This window comes from Sphingobacterium sp. BIGb0116 (assembly GCF_024808035.1).
GTDB classification, from domain to species: Bacteria; Bacteroidota; Bacteroidia; order Sphingobacteriales; family Sphingobacteriaceae; genus Sphingobacterium; species Sphingobacterium paramultivorum.
The window spans coordinates 150,077-169,394 of the sequence record NZ_JANUDT010000003.1; the positions used below are offsets into that span (position 1 = coordinate 150,077).

17 protein-coding genes are annotated in these 19,318 nt (G+C 42.3%); 6 read left to right on the forward strand and 11 right to left on the reverse strand.

All coding sequences use genetic code 11. The features are described from left to right. Positions 1 to 279: 279 nt before the first annotated feature. Together M2419_RS09470 and M2419_RS09475 are read right to left on the reverse strand one after the other, a co-directional pair. On the reverse strand, positions 280 to 1,335 hold the full coding sequence (locus M2419_RS09470) for a 3-oxoacyl-ACP synthase III family protein (protein ID WP_153847570.1): 1,056 nt from the start codon (positions 1,333 to 1,335) through the stop codon (positions 280 to 282). Between the two features lie 147 nt (positions 1,336 to 1,482). Continuing rightward, on the reverse strand, positions 1,483 to 2,625 hold the full coding sequence (locus M2419_RS09475; RefSeq protein ID WP_153847569.1) for a DUF4932 domain-containing protein: 1,143 nt from the start codon (positions 2,623 to 2,625) through the stop codon (positions 1,483 to 1,485). A gap of 270 nt (positions 2,626 to 2,895) precedes the next feature. Between M2419_RS09475 and M2419_RS09480 the strand changes: the two genes are divergently transcribed. From M2419_RS09480 to M2419_RS09505, 6 genes are all read left to right on the forward strand, one after another. Beyond that, positions 2,896 to 3,420: an RNA polymerase sigma factor gene (locus tag M2419_RS09480; protein ID WP_153847568.1), complete on the forward strand. Its 525-nt coding sequence runs from the start codon at positions 2,896 to 2,898 to the stop codon at positions 3,418 to 3,420. A gap of 83 nt (positions 3,421 to 3,503) precedes the next feature. Beyond that, complete coding sequence (locus M2419_RS09485; RefSeq protein WP_153847567.1) at positions 3,504 to 4,562, forward strand: FecR family protein; 1,059 nt, start codon at positions 3,504 to 3,506, stop codon at positions 4,560 to 4,562. 5 nt (positions 4,563 to 4,567) lie between these two features. Next, positions 4,568 to 7,606 carry a SusC/RagA family TonB-linked outer membrane protein gene (locus M2419_RS09490; RefSeq protein WP_259254872.1) on the forward strand — a complete coding sequence of 1,013 codons (3,039 nt, stop codon included), beginning with the start codon at positions 4,568 to 4,570 and terminating at the stop codon, positions 7,604 to 7,606. A gap of 94 nt (positions 7,607 to 7,700) precedes the next feature. Next, the gene (locus M2419_RS09495) at positions 7,701 to 9,350 is read left to right on the forward strand and encodes a RagB/SusD family nutrient uptake outer membrane protein (RefSeq protein WP_153847565.1); all 1,650 of its coding nucleotides are present in this window, start codon (positions 7,701 to 7,703) and stop codon (positions 9,348 to 9,350) included. Between the two features lie 9 nt (positions 9,351 to 9,359). After that, on the forward strand, positions 9,360 to 10,364 hold the full coding sequence (locus tag M2419_RS09500; protein WP_153847564.1) for a metallophosphoesterase: 1,005 nt from the start codon (positions 9,360 to 9,362) through the stop codon (positions 10,362 to 10,364). Continuing rightward, positions 10,321 to 10,587, forward strand: coding sequence for a hypothetical protein (locus M2419_RS09505; RefSeq protein ID WP_153847563.1), 267 nt, complete (start codon positions 10,321 to 10,323; stop codon positions 10,585 to 10,587). The genes M2419_RS09500 and M2419_RS09505 overlap by 44 nt, the downstream gene beginning before the upstream one ends. Before the next feature lie 254 nt (positions 10,588 to 10,841). On the opposite strand, the gene M2419_RS09510 is transcribed toward M2419_RS09505, so the two are convergent. The 9 genes from M2419_RS09510 to M2419_RS09550 all read right to left on the reverse strand — a co-directional run bounded on the left by M2419_RS09510 (position 10,842) and on the right by M2419_RS09550 (position 19,314). Then, complete coding sequence (locus M2419_RS09510; RefSeq protein WP_153847562.1) at positions 10,842 to 11,405, reverse strand: biliverdin-producing heme oxygenase; 564 nt, start codon at positions 11,403 to 11,405, stop codon at positions 10,842 to 10,844. A gap of 141 nt (positions 11,406 to 11,546) precedes the next feature. Continuing rightward, on the reverse strand, positions 11,547 to 12,794 hold the full coding sequence (locus M2419_RS09515) for a S41 family peptidase (protein WP_153847561.1): 1,248 nt from the start codon (positions 12,792 to 12,794) through the stop codon (positions 11,547 to 11,549). 197 nt (positions 12,795 to 12,991) lie between these two features. Beyond that, on the reverse strand, positions 12,992 to 14,068 hold the full coding sequence (locus M2419_RS09520; RefSeq protein WP_259254874.1) for a cytochrome-c peroxidase: 1,077 nt from the start codon (positions 14,066 to 14,068) through the stop codon (positions 12,992 to 12,994). Between the two features lie 74 nt (positions 14,069 to 14,142). Beyond that, positions 14,143 to 15,063, reverse strand: a complete 921-nt coding sequence (locus tag M2419_RS09525; protein ID WP_153847560.1) for a hypothetical protein — start codon at positions 15,061 to 15,063, stop codon at positions 14,143 to 14,145. Between the two features lie 163 nt (positions 15,064 to 15,226). Further along, entirely contained in the window at positions 15,227 to 15,793 is a 567-nt protein-coding gene (locus tag M2419_RS09530) for a hypothetical protein (RefSeq protein WP_153847559.1), read from the reverse strand. A gap of 54 nt (positions 15,794 to 15,847) precedes the next feature. Continuing rightward, positions 15,848 to 16,834: a hypothetical protein gene (locus tag M2419_RS09535; protein ID WP_153847558.1), complete on the reverse strand. Its 987-nt coding sequence runs from the start codon at positions 16,832 to 16,834 to the stop codon at positions 15,848 to 15,850. 39 nt (positions 16,835 to 16,873) lie between these two features. Further along, positions 16,874 to 17,614 (reverse strand): HmuY family protein, encoded by a 741-nt coding sequence (locus tag M2419_RS09540; RefSeq protein ID WP_153847557.1) that lies wholly within the window; start codon positions 17,612 to 17,614, stop codon positions 16,874 to 16,876. A gap of 222 nt (positions 17,615 to 17,836) precedes the next feature. After that, on the reverse strand, positions 17,837 to 18,529 hold the full coding sequence (locus tag M2419_RS09545; protein WP_115048471.1) for a hypothetical protein: 693 nt from the start codon (positions 18,527 to 18,529) through the stop codon (positions 17,837 to 17,839). 29 nt (positions 18,530 to 18,558) lie between these two features. Beyond that, on the reverse strand, positions 18,559 to 19,314 hold the full coding sequence (locus tag M2419_RS09550) for an HmuY family protein (RefSeq protein ID WP_227550295.1): 756 nt from the start codon (positions 19,312 to 19,314) through the stop codon (positions 18,559 to 18,561). Between the last annotated feature and the right edge of the window lie 4 nt (positions 19,315 to 19,318).

Genomic DNA, 19,318 nt, shown 5'->3' on the forward strand with positions numbered 1-19,318 from the left:
TTTTTGCAAGAAATAGGATCTGATTTTGATGATCTTGAATTGACTCAAGTCCAAAAAGGTCTTTACCTCCGTTTTGCTAACAAAAAAGCTTCTGAAAATGCGAAAACTGAGTTGTAAGTATAACTTGACGATTTCAGATAAGCAAAGGCGGAGCCGATTATAATACAAATTTAAGTATAAAATATTGATATATACAGTGTTTTGTTATTTTTTATAAAATAAATCCCATCTAGGCTCTGTATTAGCTTAATAGCTGCACGATATAGTCGCAAAATTACATTAGACCCGATAGGTAAAAGCATTGATATTCATGCCAGCGCCAACAGACGCAAATAGGATGATATCGCCTTCGTGTAGGGATTGATTGTCTATCTGACCACGAGCAATGAGATCATAGAGGGTAGGAATGGTTGCCACGCTGCTATTTCCTAATGTATGTATGGTCATTGGCATAATATCGGGCGGGGGTACTGTACCGTATAGTGCATAGAATCTCATCAGAATGGCTTCGTCCATTTTCTCGTTGGCCTGGTGGATCAGTATTTTTTTGATTGCCGTGATATCGATATCCGCTTTTTGAAGGCAAGCCTGCATGGCTAAAGGAACTTTGCTGAGTGCAAACTCATAGATTTTGCGTCCTTTCATTTTAATATACCGTATATCAGGGTCCTGCTCTTGTTGATAGGAGCATCCGAAATTGAGATAGTTCGCTTCCTCAAGCGCATAAGTTGCGCTTTCATGCGACAGGAGCCCTTGCTCTGTCGTAGTGGCTTCGATGATTACAGCGCCAGCGCCATCCGCATAGATCATCGAATCTCTGTCAAAAGGATCTATAACACGGGAAAGCGTCTCTGCGCCAATGACCATACAGCGCTTTGCCATACCTGATTTTATAAAAGCGTTGGCATGCAATACGCCTTCGTTCCAACCCGGACAACCAAATAGTAGATCATAAGCCACACATTTAGGATTGCTGATCCCGAGCTTTTCCTTCACCCTGCTTGCTAAACTTGGTACAGTATCCGATTGGATTTTGCCAGCTTGCACATCGCCATAATTATGTGCAACAATAATATAGTCCAATGTTTCCGCAGCTATACCGGCGTCTTCAATGGCACGTTGACCAGCTAGGAAAGCAAGGTCTGAAGCCACTTGGTCAGGATCGGCGTAGCGGCGTTCCTCAATGCCAGTGATAGCCTTAAATTTTTCAATGACAGAAGCCGGCTCCTTGAACGGCAGCCCATTTTCATCCAAAAAAAGATGGTTGGCGAAGTCTGCGTTGGTTATTTTGTGGGGTGGAATATAACTGCCAGAACCGATAAATCTAATGTTCATAATTGTTTCTCCGTACGTATTGTGTTTAAATATATTTCGACGATCATCCCCTTATGCTATGCTGATTCCTTATGGTCGTATACATTCACATTTCTAGCGGCTTATTTCCTTCTCAGCCTTAATTTACTAAATATTATCGGGATGGCGCTAATTTTCTTTCTCGCACCAGTCCAGCAGTGGCTTGTATAAGCTCTGAATATCTTTCGGGTTATTGTCTTTATACAGGCGGAACAGTTCGGCGTTAAATTCATCTGCTTTGGGAAATCCTTTTTTATTGACCATCATATCGTTGACGTTTTCAACAATCTGGCCAAAAAGATCATGATCATCTCCAAACTTATCGTAACAATATAAGATGAAAAGTCCCCAGGTTAAATACTCATCAAATACTTTTACCGGACTTGGATAATGAACTGTACTTTTGTTTTCTGTATCGACCCATAAGTCCCTATTATTGAATATTGTATCAATCTGTTTTTTGTTTTTTTCGCTCAATGGACCTACGTAGTTGTGGTCTATCTCCGTAAAAATAATGCGTGTATTGAGTGCTTTTTTGAATTTGGGGCTCCAGGATTCGTCTTCGCGGAGGGTGGGTAAAAAAAGCAAAATTTCTTTGAAACCTTTGTACTTGAAGGTGTGGGTCGCATTCATCCCGGCAATCAGGGGGGAAGTCAATACACGATAGCTATTGATTGTATAATCGAATTTCTTTTCTAACCATTCTTTTTGCTCGGCAATGGAAGCATACTCCTGATATGCTGTACGAAGGCTGTCGTAATAGCCTTGATGCTCTTTGTAGAATGCCCGGTATCCGCTCTGTTTGGCGAATTCTTCCAGGTCGTTTTTGTAAGCGGGTATAGGATTAGATTTCACCTGATAATTTCCAACTCCTCTTGCTGGGAAAATATAGATGTTTGTAGGTACTAATTGGTCATTTTTGAACTTAAAGCCATATACATTGGCCGCTAAGAGGAAATAGTTGGTTAGATTCTCTCGCAGCTGCTGGTCAAATTTCTTTACGATAGGGAGATTGGAAAATGGGGTAAAATGCGCTTTGACCTCTTCAAAATACGCCGTATTCTGCTTGGTCATGTTTGGATTTTCCTTACCAAAGTCAGTTATCGCAAAGATAATATAGATAAGTTCCTGTGCCTCATTAATTTCAATAGTTGTCTTACCGTCGTTTTGGGCAATATAGGCTTTGCTAAAATCGACGTCCTTTTCTTGGCAGATGGCAAGGTTAACCATGAATGCAAAGCATATTAATATAAAAAAGATATTCCTTTTCATCGTATCGTTATTTCATATAATTATTGATATGACATGTTGCTGATAGCGTAACGTTTTACAGTTAATGGTCATGTCTGATTGGGGATTTCACTATGAAATGAAATATTCCGACTGCAATTATAGGGAGATTTCTGCTTGTTTTATAATAAAATTTGTACAATTAGAAGTGAATTCTGCTAATTGAAGAGGTTGTATATTCAATTTGTTTAATTTAATATTGATCTTAACTTAATACTGAGGAAACCTTGTGCTTTTATTTTTGACAGCGCAATGGAACACATTCAGCCTATCAAATCTTCCAATCAGAAAAGCTTCAATCTCGTATACGAAAAGTACCATCGACAGATTTACGGTTTTGTACTCAAGCGTACGCAATCGGATTATATTGCAGAGGAGGTAACGCAGCTGACCTTTATCAAACTCTGGAACCAAAGAGAGAAGCTCGACGAGCAGGTCAGTATTCTGTTGCAGCTTTTCGGTATGGCGCGGCAAGTCATGATCGATCTGCTGCGCAAGGAGGCTACACGTTTCAAATACGAAGGGCAGACAGCAGTGACACCTTTTACCGATAGTCTGATCCGGGCAATTGAAAATAAAGACCTTTTGCGTATGATGGAAAAAGATATCCAGAATATGCCGACGATGCGTCGGAAGGTCTTTGAACTGAGCCGTAAAGAAGGTCTTTCCCATAAAGAGATTGCCGCTCAATTTTCAATTTCCACAAAAACTGTAGAACAGCATATCAGTAAAGCACTTCTTCAACTCAAACAACATCTCTATTCCATTATGCTATAAGTCCTTTATGTTAAGTATCGGCGCCCTTTATTAAATAATTGTTAAGAACTAAGGGATGTCGTGCTGGCCTGCGTAATAGGAGTATGAAGCATGATAAAAAGCAGCATCAGATCAAAAAGAAGATCTGGAAAATGCCCTTCCTCGTGAACGAACTTTTCAAGGACGAAGATTGGGAGAAATTTGATAGCACAGCAATGGAGGAGCCTGTGCCTACTGAAACGATGAAAACGCTTATACAGACTGCCATTCAAAATCAGGAAAAAGCGCAGGATCGAAAGGCATTACATCGATATCGTTTGGTAAAGCTACTGCGATACAGTGCCGCAGCTGCAGTTCTCTTTTTCTTTTCCTTCCATTTTGTTACCTGGTGGACAAAAGATTCAGTTGTACAGCCAGATGCTCAGCGGTCTGCAGCTAAACCTGTTATAGCGCATCAAGATACAGTCTGGACTTCAATAGAAAATAAAAATCCCTATAGTATAACGCTGGATCTACCCGATGGATCCCATGTGCGGTTGTTCGCACAAAGCCATATTCGCTATGTGAAAAATTTTGTTGCCAATGCCCGTGATATTGAACTTAGCGGTAAAGCCTACTTTGATGTAGCATCGGATCCGAAACGCCCATTTTCGGTGTTTGCCAGCGGGACTAAAACAACGGCGCTTGGTACATCCTTTACCATTAATACCAAATTGAAGCGTCAGGCTGTGACTGTGGCATTACATACAGGTAAGGTGCTTGTATCCTCCCTTACAAACGGTTTCAAACAGATTTTTTTAGCTGACCCGGGCCAAAAGCTGACGGTTGATTCACGAGGTGCAACAAGAATTGAAGCCGTCAATAAAAAACAGCCATTGAACACGCCAGGTCTGGCTGCCCCAGATTTGTTAAATCTGAAAAATACACCGATGCCTGATGTGCTAAAGGCGTTAGAAACAGCATTTAAAAAACAGATCCATTTGGGTGACAAGGGTATTGCCGCCATCCATTATACAGGTGAGATTGATGTACATCACGATTCATTGAAGGATATCTTGACAACAATCTGCTTGATCAATGAATTGCGCTTTGTCGCCAATGCGGATGGAAGTTATACGCTATACAAACAGGAAAATACAATTACTGAACATCTAAACAACTAACAGATATGCTCAACAAGAAAAATCCACAAAAAAAGAACCTGCTTATTTTTGCGTTGCTTTCCGCTGGACTTACCCATGTACATGCGCAGCAGCAACAAGTAAAAGGGGCTGTACAAAATGAAAAGGGCGAGTTTCTCCCTGGAGTCAGCGTTAAGGCCATTCAGGATAATGGAGGTCCAAGTGTGACCACCAGTACGAATAGCCAGGGGCTATTCCATTTTCAGAATTTAGTAGAACATGCAGGGTATCGATTTGTGTTTTCGGTGGTAGGATTTCAGTCCGATACGTTATCGGGTTATGTCGTTGAAGCAAGAAAGCCTTTGTCGTTGAGTGTGAAGCTTCAGCAGAGTGCCGTTAAACTGGATGAGGTCGTCATTGGTTACGGCCGTGTATCCAGAAAGGATCTGACGAGTTCCATCAGTACCATCAAAGCAGAAGATGCGAACGTCGGTGTATTTACTTCACCAGCACAGATGCTGCAGGGGAAAGTTGCCGGCCTGACGATTTCGAGCAATAACAGTAATCCCAATGCGACGCCTTCCGTTAGCCTCCGGGGAGCTTCAACGTTACGTAGTGGTGAAGCGATGGAACCCTACTATGTGATCGATGGGGTCCCGGGCGCTTCGCTGGCTTTGGTAGCGCCCGATGATATTGCCTCTATTGACGTGCTTCGCGATGCCTCAGCGACCGCAATTTATGGTTCAAAAGCGGCCAATGGCGTTATTATCGTTACAACGAAGCGTGGAAAATCAGGGCAGACCAATATCAATTACAACGGCTATCTGGCGATCGATAAAGTGGCTAAGCATTATGAGATGATGAATGCGGCGCAATACCGGTCTTATGTCAATGATAATGGATTTTCGATGGAGCCAACGGACGACTTGGGGGCAGATACCGATTGGCAAAGAGCTGTTGAGCGGACAGGGATATCGAACAACCATAATATATCCATTCTTGGAGGAGCAGAAAAAACACAGTATAGCATCAGTCTCAATACCATCAAAAACAATGGCGTTATCAAAGGGACTGATATGGGGCGGCAGATTGCTCGAGCGTTTTTGCAGACCAAGGCGCTGAATGATCGGCTGACGGCTTCTTTCAATATCAACGCAAGTATCACCAAGCAGAATGATGTGCTTGCTTTGGATCAGGGACTCAGCGTTTATGATGCGATGTATTATTACCTGCCTGTATCGCCGGTCCGAAATACCGATGGTTCCTGGTTTGAAAAAGCCGACCGTTCGCAATATGCCAATCCACTTTCTTTAATTGAAGAGAATACAAATTTTTCTAAAACTAAGGTGCTCCAGGCGCACGCAAAACTGGGCTATGAGATCTTGCCCGGGTTGACCTATAATATTGACCTTTCGCTGCAAAATAGGCAGTTTAACAATGCACAGTACTATTCCATGTTTTCGATGGCAGCACGTGGTCAGAATGGCAAATCTATCCGTGCAGCTGTAGAAGATGAACGGAAAGTGATGGAAATGAACCTGAGTTATGAAAAGACATTCGCCGGAAAACATAAGGTAGCTGCACTGGCAGGTTATTCATGGGAAGAGAACAACAATAACGATGGCTTTCAATTGACGACTTCCGATTATTACAGTGACGATTTGAGTTATTATAACCCGGGTATGGCCAATGTAGTTGATTTGTTGGGCTTTGGGAACTATTATCTTTCCACCTTGCGTATGATATCTGTTTATGGCCGTGTGAATTATGCCTATAATAGCAAGTATCTCCTACAGGCGACGGTAAGACGCGACGGTTCCTCGGCTTTCGGAACCAACAATCGTTGGGCGACATTTCCTTCGGTGTCTGCAGCGTGGCGCCTTTCGGAGGAATCATTCATCCGTGAAACCGGAATTTTTGATGACTTAAAGCTGCGTGCTGGTTTCGGGGTGAGTGGCAACTCATTGGGCTTTGACGCATTTACCGCGCAGTCTGTACGTGGTGCCTCATCCAAGTTTTTCGATTATGTAAGTGCCGATGGCCAGGTAAGCCCATTACGTACTTTGATGGTGCTGCGCAATAGCAATCCGAACCTCAAATGGGAAACAACCAGTATGATTAACCTAGGCCTGGATTTCGGATTTCTAAAAAATCGCCTGACAGGGTCTTTGGAGGTCTATAAAAAGAAAACGAGTGACCTGATTTATGATTATCAGGTAAGCAAATCGAAATATATTTATCCAACGCTGACTGCCAATGTTGGTGAAATAGAGAACAAGGGGATTGAACTGAGTCTGAATGCAAAGGCCATTGATAAAGAGGATTTCAAATGGAATACCGGATTGGTGCTATCACACAACACCAATAAGGTGGTGAGCATTGCCAACGAGCAGTTTACGCAGGACTATATCGAATTGTCGGATCTGGGTGGGGCAGGGCAGACCAATGTTTTTCAGCAGAGGCTGACACCGGGAGCACCTATAGGTCAGTTCTATACCTGGGAATGGGCAGGCTATAACGATGAAGGTGTGTCGGTATTCTATACCCGAGATGAGAAAACAGGCGAACGTACAGGCGAAACAACCACAACGCCACAGAAGAAAGATCAGGCTGTGACGGGAAGTCCACAGCCCAAGTTGACACTGGGTTGGAACAATAGCTTTTCGTATAAGAATTTTTCTTTAAACGGAATGTTCCAAGGTGCTTTTGGACAGAAAATTATGAACGCTACCCGGGCGCGCCATTCGAATGTTGTTGGTAATGCTGGGCAGAAAAACGTGCTTGCCAGCGTTGTGGAAACCGAACGCATGACGGATATCAATGCACATTACCTATCCGATCGTTACCTGGAGAATGGAAGCTATCTGCGCTTGGCTTATGTTACGTTGGCTTATACGATACCGATGAAAAATATACCGATTAAAAACCTAAGAGTATATGCAACGATGAACAACGTATTTGTGCTGACGAAATATAAAGGTATTGATCCCGAGGTGGGCTTGGGAGGCCTAACTCCGGGAATTGATAACCGCCAGACCTACCCACGGACGCGAACGTTTATGTTTGGCCTTAACTTTAATTTATAAGACAGACCTGTGGGATGGAAAACTTCTTATCGAAACAATCCTGTTGACATAAATGGAGCATGCCACATGGCCTATAGAACAAGAAATAATTTATATGAAACCAACACTAATAATTCGTTTATTAACCTTATCAGCATTGAGTTTTTCGCTGGGATCTTGTACCGATCTGGATGTTGATATAAAATCACAGCTGACGGAATTTCCGGATTCGGAACGTGCAGCCGAGGCAATTCTTGCCGATGTATATGCCGCTTATCGTGGCGCAATGGGGCGCGATCATTGGATGGCCCAAACACTCTCGGCGGATGAGGCAGTGAGTGTTTCCATGGGGACAGACTGGTTTGATGGCGGTCGATACCGCGAATTCCATCTGCACAATTGGAATGCAGACAACGGCCTCTTACCAAGTATCTGGAACGATGCTTCCACTGGAATCACCTTAGCCAATAATGCCATTGCATTATTCGGGGAAGATAAAGAAAAGCTGACGGCACCTGCCCGCGCAATCCGTGCTTATTATTATTTTATACTGATGGATAATTTTGGCGCCGCACCGTTGATCACGGGGCCTGTTGATGCTGTCCCCGCACGTTCAAGCCGTGCTGAAATTTGCCGTTTTATTGAGGCCGAATTGCTGGCTGTGAAGGATTTGTTACCTACTACAGTTTCTATAGCAACCTATGGAAAAGCAACGAAATATATGGCCGAAGCGTTACTGGCTAAGTTGTACCTCAACTGGGCTGTTTATACGGCTGCGGATGTGGCCAATTACAATCCAAGTGCACAAAATGAAAAATTAAATGATGTGGTTGCGATGTGCGACCAGATTATTTCCTCAGGACGGTTTAACCTGACAAGCCATAAGTTTATGGCCAAGTTTCGCCCCGATAATGGTTATCAGGTAAAGGATTTTATATTTGCCATACCCTATGATCGTGAAAAACAGCAGGGTATGACTTATTCGCGCTTCTGGATACATCGCAGTGCCCAAAATCAGTTTGCAACATTGCCTCAAAGTGTTGGGGGGACTTTTCGTGTATTACCGAGTTATTTGGAGAAATTTAATCTGGCAGGCGACGAAAGGAACGCCTCATACATCGGTGGTAAGCAATATTATTGGTCAAATTATACAGAAGATAAGACTCGTCCTTTTCTGATCAGAACTTCCAAACGCGGCATAGATCAGGATTATAATGCTGCGGATGCAGATGCGCAGTTTGATTGGCAACTGGAGACCACTAAAGAAATTACTTTGCGTTCGGATGGTGCGGCCACGCTGAATGTGGGTAACGACCAAAAGGGGCGCTCAATGGGGTACAGATCCATTAAGTTTTATATGGACGTAGCCGTTACATCAGCCAATCAGCGTAATCAGAGCAATGATGTACCTGTATTTCGCTATGCCGATATCCTGTTGATGAAAGCGGAGGCTATACTCCGTGGGGCTACCGCGACCAATGGTCAGACCGCACAATCTTTGGTTAATCAGATCCGAGCCTATGTCAATGCACCTGTGCTCACGGCTGCCCCAAGTCTGCAGGATGTGTTGGATGAGCGGGCACGTGAGTTTGCTGATGAGTCCTGGCGTAGAAATGACCTGATCCGTTACGGAAAATTTGAAGATAACTGGGGATTCCGATCGCTGTATCCTGCCGGCATGAGCGAGAAGTTCCGTCGTATTTTCCCTGTACCAACAACTGTATTAAACGTAAACACCCACTGGCAACAGAATCCTGGTTATTAAAATCTATTGATGAAACGCAGAACTTTTATGAAAAATTCCCTGGGCACGGCGATTACAGCCGGCCTGGGCGGAATTACGCTCAGTAGTTTCGGTCTGACAAAACCTACGCAACTTGAAAGCGAAGATATACAACAGCTTTTGAAACCCAGAGATGCCTATGATCTTCATTTTATGGCTGTAGGCGACTGGGGCCGCAATGGTGCCGACCATCAGTTGGCTGTAGCGGGGCAGATGGGTCAATGGGCCGATCAGCATCCCAATGACTTTATCATTTCTACCGGTGATAATTTTTACCCTTCCGGAGTGGTCAGTGAACATGATCCCCTGTGGCATTATTCGTTTGAAAATATCTATACCGCATTTTCGCTGCAATGGGACTGGTATCCCATTTTGGGAAACCACGATTATAAATCAGATCCCGATGCACAGGTACGTTATAGTACGATCAGCAGACGTTGGAAGATGCCTGCGCGTTATTACAGCAAGACATTTGCGCTTAAGGATGGAAAAAAAGTACTGATGGCCTTTATCGATACTAATCCGATGATTCCTGAATTTTACAGTAACAGCGCGTATGGGCCATATGTTGCGGGACAGCAACCCGAGAAACAGCTGGCCTGGCTAGATCAGCTACTGGGAAATTCGGATGCCCATTGGAAAATTGTCGTCGGTCATCATCCCCTGTATACGGCGGGGCCGCGTACGACGAATTACGACACCCTGGCGGTTCGAAAAGTCTTGGAGTCTATCTTTGAAAAGCGAGGAGTAGATATCTACCTTTCAGGACATGAACATTCGCTGCAGCACTTAAAAGTAGAAGGCAAGAAGTTTCATCAGTTTATCTCCGGAGCAGGATCAGAGGTAACGCCTGTAAAAACCGATCTGCCGTATAGTCGTTTTGCGAAAGATCAATACGGGTTCTTCTCTTTCTCGATCAGTAGCGAAGAAATAGCTTGTCAGGTTATCAGCCATGAGGGGATGGAGCTTTATCGGACAGTGGTTACAAAAGTATAAGGTAAGAGGGCAGGCGGTATGGAGCAGATTTCTACTTGCTTCGTACCTGCTTCGTACCTTATTCGGATGCGGTACGATAGCTGTACAGGTGCTGTACAGCTATCGTACAGACCCTGAACAGGAATTAACTGGTCGGAATTTGGTCAATAATGATCACCAGATTGTTGAGCTCCGAAGGTGGTCCGAACACAGTACGAACACAACCCGAATACATTGGCGCTAGAGGTAAAAAAACACAGGCTAGCCTGGGCTAAAAAAGAAGCACTCCTCTGATGCACTTTTTGTGCGATAGAGGAATGCTTCTTTTTTTGTGTTAAATAGATATGCTGCAGGACTTCGCTGCGAAAAAGAATACAGCGAGCCATACGAGTCCTTTAGCCAGAAAGAAGAGAAATGCTCCAATTCCGGCACGCTTAAGCCATTTAGATTTGTTGTCTTTTTGCTCCATTTATGGGATTAAACACGAACACTCCAATTTTAGTTCGCACTGGCAATAGGAGTGAATACTTCGCCAAAGTTATAAAAAGTTTGGTTTGCAATTTCTACTGCGCGATCATAAGTCGCCGGATCTTCTGAATATTTGTTTAATACCGCTGTAAATCCAGCCCACATCTCACGGCTATTTTCGCCATAACCTTCGAAGAAAGAAGTTCCTTTGGTAAGGCCATATTTGTTGAGCATCTGCACGATATACGGACCACCCATGATTGAACCTTCCAAAACATATAATGATGCAAGTGCTTCTTGTATATTTGCTACAGCTGGAGCATTTGCTTCTGGCAAGTTATCTACGTTACCACCCAAAGCTTCGATATCGCTTTTGATGTAAGATGAGTTGCGGCGTTCGGCCAAATCGGGCAATACTTCTGCGGTTACAAAAGGAGCGATGCTATCTTCTACGGCGCGGAAATAAGCATAAAAGCCTTTTAATACTTCTGCGTAATCTGCTTCTGAACGAATATTTTTCAATTGGCGCACGATCGTTCCTTCTACGTTTTGGTGAGCTGCGTGCGTTTGCTCTTTGATATGTTGACTTAACATGTTCTTATTTTTATTTATAACGATTCTATACAAAGATTCGTATTTATTTCCACAAATTTATGCTGTTTTCTGCTTTATCATCTATGAAAAATGGTTTTAATTTAAACATAATTATGACAAAATCCAGTTGCAATAAATTTCTTACTTTAACCTAAAGTTTGTTTTAAGTAGCAAATTTTCGTCTGCTGGCATCGGAAAATAAGTCGTGGATGAAATTGCTGTGAGATTTTCGTCTTTTGTAATGTCCTTTAGCGCTGCTGCAAGCCAGGCTTCCTTTGGATCCCCGGGATGGCGGGAGGTTTCTACAGGAGCTAAGGCCAGATCGACGGGTATGCCATCAAAATAATCACACCAGCCATTGGCATTCCGGATGAGAAATGAAGCCAGGTATACATCGAAATCTCCAATGTGGACTGAAAAAAAACCTACGGGTTTGCCAAAAGTCTGCTGACCGATGAGGCGTATCGGAATATAAGGTTTGAAACTGCTGATCAGTAATTCACTTGCCGAAGCCGTGCGTTCTGATACAATGCATGACAGCTGCTGTAGTGAATTGAAATGTCCCTTTTTGATAAAGTAATGCGTATTGGCTTTTTCACTATAATCCACATCGGCGAGTGTGGCAGGGCGTCCTTTGTATTGGACCACTTTGCCATTTGCATCCAGATAGGGTTGTTTAAGGAGTAGTTTTGCTTTGCCTTGCTGTACATTCGGATGAAATTGCTCGCTGAACATAACTTTTTTATCCAGTTTGGCTGGACTAATGAGGTTGGCTAAATATTCTGCGGTCTCCACATAACCGCCACCGTTATGACGTAGATCGAGGATGAGATGAGTAACTTGCTTTTGAGCCAGTTCGGCAGCAAGCTGATCCAGTTCGGCCTTCACTGTCTGAAGTTGGGGAAAGGAGGGAATGTAAACATAAGCAATCCGTTTGTTTCCCGCAGACCAGTAGGACAGGTGTGTAGCGTACCTGTAGGGTGTTTCTATGCTGGCCATGTGACCACTACTTTTCTTGTCGTTACGACGACGCTCCAAATATGAATATTTGGGTTTATTGGGGATGGTCGACAATTCGTAAGGTCTATCTTTCTTGTGCAAAGCGTATTGGCTGAGGGCAAAAAGTGCCCGCTCATAAGCCGTTTGTTCTGGTTCTATTTCGGCATATTTCGTCCGCGGATCAAATGTGGTATATGAAGGGAGTGATTCCTGCCAGCGGTATAGCTGTTTGGCATACAGGTAGATTGAGTCGAGAGTCAATTCTTTTTTTGTTCCTGTTTTTGGACTAATAAATTCATCGGGCAGAGTTGTTGTTTTACTGCCGTTCTGACAAGCTGTTATAGCAGTTATTGTAACTAATAGACCAACTATTTGGCGGATTCGACTCATTATATAATGTGCATTTTGTTCCTTGTCCTTGTAGTTGATTCGCTACAAAATGGATAATTATCTGAAATTTAATACTTTTTTACTTTTTTATTTAATATAAAAGCCTAATTTTGTGCCAATTTATTTAATTTTTGATGCCTCCGCTACTGTGGAGCACTCAAAATGTCCCAAAGGTATCCCCTTTGGGATTTTTTATTTTAGGGCAATACAGGTCGTTCTGTTTTGTTTGGTACACTGGATAAACTCTCCAAAAAAGCCAAGATATTTTCCTGTTCTTTACTGCTTAATCGGACATTTTGAATATGCGGCGATAAGGTGCCATTGATCTGTTGTCCTGTCTTTTGGGGCATGCCCTGACTCAGCAGGTTGATCAGTTCACCTAAGCTCGAAATACTACCATTGTGCAGATAGGGTGCAGTATGGATCACATTGCGCAGACCCGGCGTGCGAAATTTACCTTTGTCTGTTTCCAGTCCTGTCGCCTCAAAGCGACCATTGTCCAAGGCACCTTTGCTGGTAACAGCATAGCCCAGGTTATGAAAATCGAGATCTGTAAAGAAGGCACCATTATGGCAGTTGATGCATTTCCCTTTTGTGCGAAACAGATGGAGGCCTTCGAGCTGTGTATCGTTTAATGCCTGGTAATCTCCTTTGATAAAACGGTCAAAGGCGGTTTCACCACTACTAATTGATCTTGAATACGCTGCTATGGCATCCAGCAATCCTTCGACGCTCATCGTCTGGCTCGAGTAAGCCGCCTCATATAAACGAAGATAGCCTGGTATAGCTTGCAGCTTAGCGGGTAAAGCAGCTGTATTGCCGCCCATTTCGATCGGGGAGTTGATGGCTTCGGCAATCTGCTCTCGATAAGTCTTTGCGCGGCCATCGTGGAAGAGTTTGCCTTCCAGGTACCAGGCATTTTCCATGGAAGGTGTATTGCGGTGATGCAGTGCGATACCATCTGCCGTTGTTTTTTGGTCGATCCAGTAGGTGTCCGGATTATGACATGAAGCGCAAGTCTTCATGCCATTACCGGTGCGGGGGTCGAAAAATAAGGCTTTGCCAAGTGCTATTAGCTCGGCCTTATCTTTCGATGGGTTTTCGGGTAAAGTGGCCAGTTCACGTACCTTGATATTGTTGTACCAAGCGGCAACTGGCCATTTTTCTGCCGATTTACTATATTGTTGACGTAAGGTTTCCTCTGGCAAAGTCGGAGCTGTAGGCTCTTCTGGGACAGAAGCGCTCTTGCTGCAGCTGCATAGTATCAGTGCCACGAAACATGCTACGATCAATTGCCTTCCGTGATAGCGAAAATACGCGGTCAAAAATATCCTAGGCAAGACGTTAATTAATTTAAAGTGATACTAAAATCACCTTCTGACAATAACTTCCCGTTTTTATCCATCATCTTCAAGGATTTAATTGCGTTTCCCTGTACAGATACGGGAATGGGTAGCTTTATCGTCATCGTTGCAACATCAAAGACTATATTGTTGATAGTATATTCGTTATTGAGGTTATCAATCGCTATAAAATGGTCAAAATCTGCCTTGAAATAAAGTTCATAAGTCTCTTTACTATTTATGTTCAGCACCAGGTCGCCGCCCTTTTTGCCAGTATAAAACATACCTTGCCATTGTATGACGTTGTATAATGTTGGTAAGAATACTTCAAAAGCATCGGTGAGCACCGTGTAGCGTCCGGAGATCAGTTTGATGTGGTAGATGCCTGGTTTGAGATCTTCTGGAGTGTTGAATTGCGCGATAAAAGATGTTGGAGGTTGAGAAAAAGAAAGTAAGGTCTCTTTTCCATCCTTATCGACCAGATAGCCCTTGGTTTGCGCCTCGTCTGGAAGGATATTTTCTCCTCGTACTACCAAATTCTCATTTTTTGGGTAACTAAGGTAATATTTACCTTCGGCCAGATTCATTTTTGCCTGTATCAGAGGCTGGTTGTACTGGAATACCAATGTATAATTTTTGCTGGATCCGTCCTGTGCCCGCACAGTATAGGTAATTGGTTTGTCGGATTGTAACTGGATTGCTGTCCCAGATGCAGGCGTAATTGTCGCTAATTCCGAAATTTTAATATTGGGCGTAATGCTTTCGGGTTGCTCCACCAAGGGTGGCCAATATAAGATAATCTGGTCATTCACGATGCTAGCTGATAAGGTTTTACCATCAGCGTCCTGAATGCTAAAGGATTCGATGTCGTTGTAGGGTAAGCTGGGGTATTCGGTTTTACAGGACCAGCATGTTAATGCTAGCATAAAAATAGCTAGGAATTGAATGATATGTATTTGTTTTTTCAAAAATGAGTGTTGCATAATTTTTTTTGGTTAAAAAATCGTTATGCGGATGATGATTAGGTTATAAAGATCCGCAACCCATCCACCAGGTTGCGGGATCTTCTATTCATTAAAATAGGAAAGACTATAGTGCCTTAACTTCGATATTGATATCTGCTTTTACTTCTAAGCCAGTAATATTTCTTTGGCTTACATTGCTGAAGTTAAGCAGTTTGACTGCATATTTAGCGCCTGTTCCATCATTAACTAATACAGTTAATGGTTGGATAGCTTCGTTGGCATGGCTGTCTAAATCGTAGGCATACCATTCGTTATTACCTTGTGATGTCACAGGAGTAGCGCTAGCCCAATCTCCCGCTGTAACGGAAGATATGTCTTTTGTTATAGTTCTGATCGAATAGCCAGAATTTGCTTTGATCGATCCATTCACATGGCTAAAGAATGCAACCTGACCAGAGCTACTCAGGCTTTGTGCTCCTGTTGAAAGGTCTACATAGACTGCCGGCCAAGTTGCCGCTGCCGAAGGGCTCCACCATTGACCTACTACAGTGTAGTTGCTGTTTGCTTTTGCTTGGTTTAAAGCTAAAGGAGCTGTTGCTGATTCTGTTGTTGGGGCTGCTGCCCATACTGCTGCCGATAGCACAGTCACGGCCATAGCAGATTTTAAGATAGTTTTGATGTTTAAGTTCATGTTATTTTAATTTATTTAATTTTGATGCCACCTTGGCATGCTGTGGATGCTTGTTTATGATTCCGTTATTGTACTAGGATTTTGCTCTGTCTTTACCACATCGGCCCAGTCTTTAAATTGGAACTTAACCTGTACGTTTTCAAATGTTCCCGTCGGAAGATCTGCAGGTAATGAAACTGTCATTTCAGTTCTCGTGTGCGACTTGATAATCAATGGATAATCTTTGCCATTGAGTGTCATGATAACGGCTGTCGGATCTAAAATCACTTTATCTAAGTTGGCTAAAATGGTCCAGTCTTTATTTTTTGCCAAATTTAGTCCCAATAAGCTAATATATACATCGGGTTGGCGATATGTAATCTTGAGCGGATTTGCCAATGTAACAGTATGATTTAGATTGGTTACCTCAACATCATAGGTGCCTGCCAAAATATCGGATGGAATGCGGTTTTCCCGCTCGGTTCCCGTGTAGGTTAATTGATAAACACTACTCGATACTTTTAAGCTATTGGGCGTTGACATCTGATAGCGTACTTTAGTTTCTTGATTAATTAATGCAATACTTACCAATGAGGGATTGGTATGCATAAAGGTTCCATTAATGGCTGGAAAAGCACCTCCAGGTCCTTTTGTAAGGATAAGAGACGAAGTTGTATAAAACTGAGCTTCAAAAGATGGCGTACTTTGCAATTCAATCTTTAAGCTATAGGTTCTTGTGGTACCTGTGGCAGCCTTTACGGTATACGTCTGGTTTTTTTCATCTGTTTTAACAGGTAAAATTTCTTCGGCTATACTCGCTCCATTGGAGAGTGTAATGCTCGGATCTATCACCAATAGCCCATAGTAGTAAGGGACATATACCGTAATGGTATTGGCCTCATTGTCGATGGCTCCATAAATAACTTCGTCATTTGGAAGATTGGTGACTTTGTATTCCAGTATTTTGTCTGCTGGAAGTAAGGCTAATTCTTCCGTTTTGGTGCAGCGGGTTAGCAGCAATCCTACAAAAAGGAAGCTTAAAATGCTGTATATTCTTTTCATGTTAGTTTAGTGTCTAATAAGTAAGCTATGCTTATTTTTTTAGTTAGCGATTGTAAATTTGGTACTGCCAGCTTTGGCAAGTACATATTGGAATGTAAAGAATGGTGTTGGTGAATCTTTAAACCAATCTTTTGGATCCAAGAGGTCTTTATAGATACTTTGTATCTTGATCTTGGCATAGTTTCCCTGAGCTGTACGGACGATCAATGTATTGCTTTCAATTGGATAGCAAACGTGTTTTTTGTTTTCGGCTCCACCACCTTTGATTACGCCATCAAAATCATATAAATACCAACCCAAGCCTTCACCAAATGCTCCTGAATCATCTGTACCATATGCTTTTTCACCTTTGCGAAACTCCGCATCCGAGGGGATATCGACTACATCTTCAAATTTTTTCTTAACAATGAGTATACCGCCTTTCCCTGGACCACCTTTACCAAATCCGTTTGCTGTATTGTTGCAATTGATAAAACTACGGTATATTTCTGAGCAAGAGATGTCCCATCGTGCGGTTAGTTTATAATCCGATGTCACAGCTTTGTTCTGTTCAAGGCTGTAATATATTGGTGATTGCGCCGTGGTTGGTGCACTTCCAGCAGGTAAGTCTTCGCCAAAATTCTTAACAGTAATCAAACGGTTGAACATAGCTTCTGGTGCAACAGGATCTGGTTCAGGCTCTACTACTGTGGGCTCGCTTTTGCTACAAGACCCCAACACAATTAAAAATGCCAATACCGGTATGAATTTTAATAGGTTGCTGCGTTTCTTTATTTTCATTGTTACTAGTTTTTTTGTGTTAGTTGATACCTTGTCCCTTTCTATACATGTAGTAGGGTTGTTAGTATGTTATTTTTATTTAAATTGATTCTAAATAATAGTAAAGATAAAATCTTTTGCTGATAAAGTGTGTATGAAAATTGGTATTTAATATATTTTTTTCGGTTTTTGATTTTTGGTTAACAAAAGCAGCTGGAATTTTAACCAGCTGCTATGTTGATACTATTTAAATTCTTGGTAATCGATGGAGTAGAAAAAATAATTGTTTGGTGCGATTTCACGATTCATCGTTTCATTCTCATAAACATTATTCATCCTAATTTTAAAAAAGGGTTTACCTTCCTTTGAAATGATAATTGTTCGATTTGCTACAGCTAGAACTTGGTGATTTGGTTGTCCTGTATAATTCGCCCAACCAATTACATTTGGCGCGTAAGACGATTGAAGTCCTAAAAGATTATTTGACGCAGACGTAAACTGGTCGGTAGATTTTACATCTTCAAAAGCTTTGTCAATAAAGGATAAGGTGTAGCCTTTAACATTATTTGTTATTAAATCTACATTGGAGCTTTTCGCGTTAAAAGAAACAATAAAATCGCTCGCATTTAAGCCATCGTTCTCTTTAAAATCAAAATAATAGGTTTGCGCAGCAGTTGTTGTTGCTTTTCCATCTTCACCGATTGTAAATTGTTTAAAGTTACGAAGTGAATAGGTATTGCCTGTACGCTTGATTGTTCCTTGTGTATTGATGGTTTTAGAAACTTTTGTTAAATCAACAGTTTCACCGTCTTTGACCATAACCTTAGCTTGGTATTCCGGCTCGACTTGCTCCACCTTATCATCATCCTTGCTACAAGAAGTAAAACCTAAACTCAATGCACATAGTAGTGCTGCTGTTGTAAATAATCTATTCATCTTTAATTTAATTGTGTAATTTTTCCTTATTATAATGTGTTTGTATTTAAATCTTTGCTGCCATCCTGCTGTACATAATATTTAAATGTATAGTATGGGGCCGGCCAATTAAGGTTGGTTACCGCCGCAGGATTTCCCTTATAGGCATTGATCAGTTGTAATTTGGCATATTTGCCATCGGGTAAGCGAATCGCATAGGTACGATTGGGGAGCGCCTGCATAATATGGGTGCTCAAACTATAACGAAACCAGCCATCCGAACCATCGGTTGCTGCCCAGCCAATTTTGTTTACTTCACTTTTGTTAAACTCTTCATCCGAAGGGGCTACAGTTACACTCTGATAGGCTTGTCGCAGTAAAACCACAGCGGTATTATTTGCCTGGCCGCCATAACCCGGATTGTATTCATGCTGGGAATTGTTCACATAGATCTCCGAATTATAAGGACCTGTAAAGGCAATATCCCAATCTTTTGTTTTAAGCCACTGCGCAGAATCGGCTTTGGTCTTAACCCATATTTGCTTTTGGTCTTTAAAACGAAAAAGAAATATAAAAAATGGTCTTTGCTCTTTTCCTTCAGTACCTTCGCCCATGGCTGCATCGGTATCGCCAGCAAGATCTTTGATCAAGGTACTTTTGCCATCTTCTAATCCGATCGTATAGTCTTTGTCTTTCCCACAGGATACCACTGTCAATAACAATAGTGCTGAAAAAATACAGCGGCCAATCTTGTGAAAGGAAAGCCAGATGCTACATTCTCCAATAATCATGCGAATCGTTCTCATCTTT

Bases quoted from the DNA above. Each gene is read 5' to 3' on its own strand.
- M2419_RS09470 (WP_153847570.1), bottom strand. From the start codon at position 1,335: ATGAACATTAGATTTATCGGTTCTGGCAGTTATATTCCACCCCACAAA.
- M2419_RS09475 (WP_153847569.1), bottom strand. From the start codon at position 2,625: ATGAAAAGGAATATCTTTTTTATATTAATATGCTTTGCATTCATGGTT.
- M2419_RS09480 (WP_153847568.1), top strand. From the start codon at position 2,896: ATGGAACACATTCAGCCTATCAAATCTTCCAATCAGAAAAGCTTCAAT.
- M2419_RS09485 (WP_153847567.1), top strand. From the start codon at position 3,504: ATGAAGCATGATAAAAAGCAGCATCAGATCAAAAAGAAGATCTGGAAA.
- M2419_RS09490 (WP_259254872.1), top strand. From the start codon at position 4,568: ATGCTCAACAAGAAAAATCCACAAAAAAAGAACCTGCTTATTTTTGCG.
- M2419_RS09495 (WP_153847565.1), top strand. From the start codon at position 7,701: ATGAAACCAACACTAATAATTCGTTTATTAACCTTATCAGCATTGAGT.
- M2419_RS09500 (WP_153847564.1), top strand. From the start codon at position 9,360: ATGAAACGCAGAACTTTTATGAAAAATTCCCTGGGCACGGCGATTACA.
- M2419_RS09505 (WP_153847563.1), top strand. From the start codon at position 10,321: ATGAGGGGATGGAGCTTTATCGGACAGTGGTTACAAAAGTATAAGGTA.
- M2419_RS09510 (WP_153847562.1), bottom strand. From the start codon at position 11,405: ATGTTAAGTCAACATATCAAAGAGCAAACGCACGCAGCTCACCAAAAC.
- M2419_RS09515 (WP_153847561.1), bottom strand. From the start codon at position 12,794: ATGAGTCGAATCCGCCAAATAGTTGGTCTATTAGTTACAATAACTGCT.
- M2419_RS09525 (WP_153847560.1), bottom strand. From the start codon at position 15,063: ATGCTAGCATTAACATGCTGGTCCTGTAAAACCGAATACCCCAGCTTA.
- M2419_RS09530 (WP_153847559.1), bottom strand. From the start codon at position 15,793: ATGAACTTAAACATCAAAACTATCTTAAAATCTGCTATGGCCGTGACT.
- M2419_RS09535 (WP_153847558.1), bottom strand. From the start codon at position 16,834: ATGAAAAGAATATACAGCATTTTAAGCTTCCTTTTTGTAGGATTGCTG.
- M2419_RS09540 (WP_153847557.1), bottom strand. From the start codon at position 17,614: ATGAAAATAAAGAAACGCAGCAACCTATTAAAATTCATACCGGTATTG.
- M2419_RS09545 (WP_115048471.1), bottom strand. From the start codon at position 18,529: ATGAATAGATTATTTACAACAGCAGCACTACTATGTGCATTGAGTTTA.
- M2419_RS09550 (WP_227550295.1), bottom strand. From the start codon at position 19,314: ATGAGAACGATTCGCATGATTATTGGAGAATGTAGCATCTGGCTTTCC.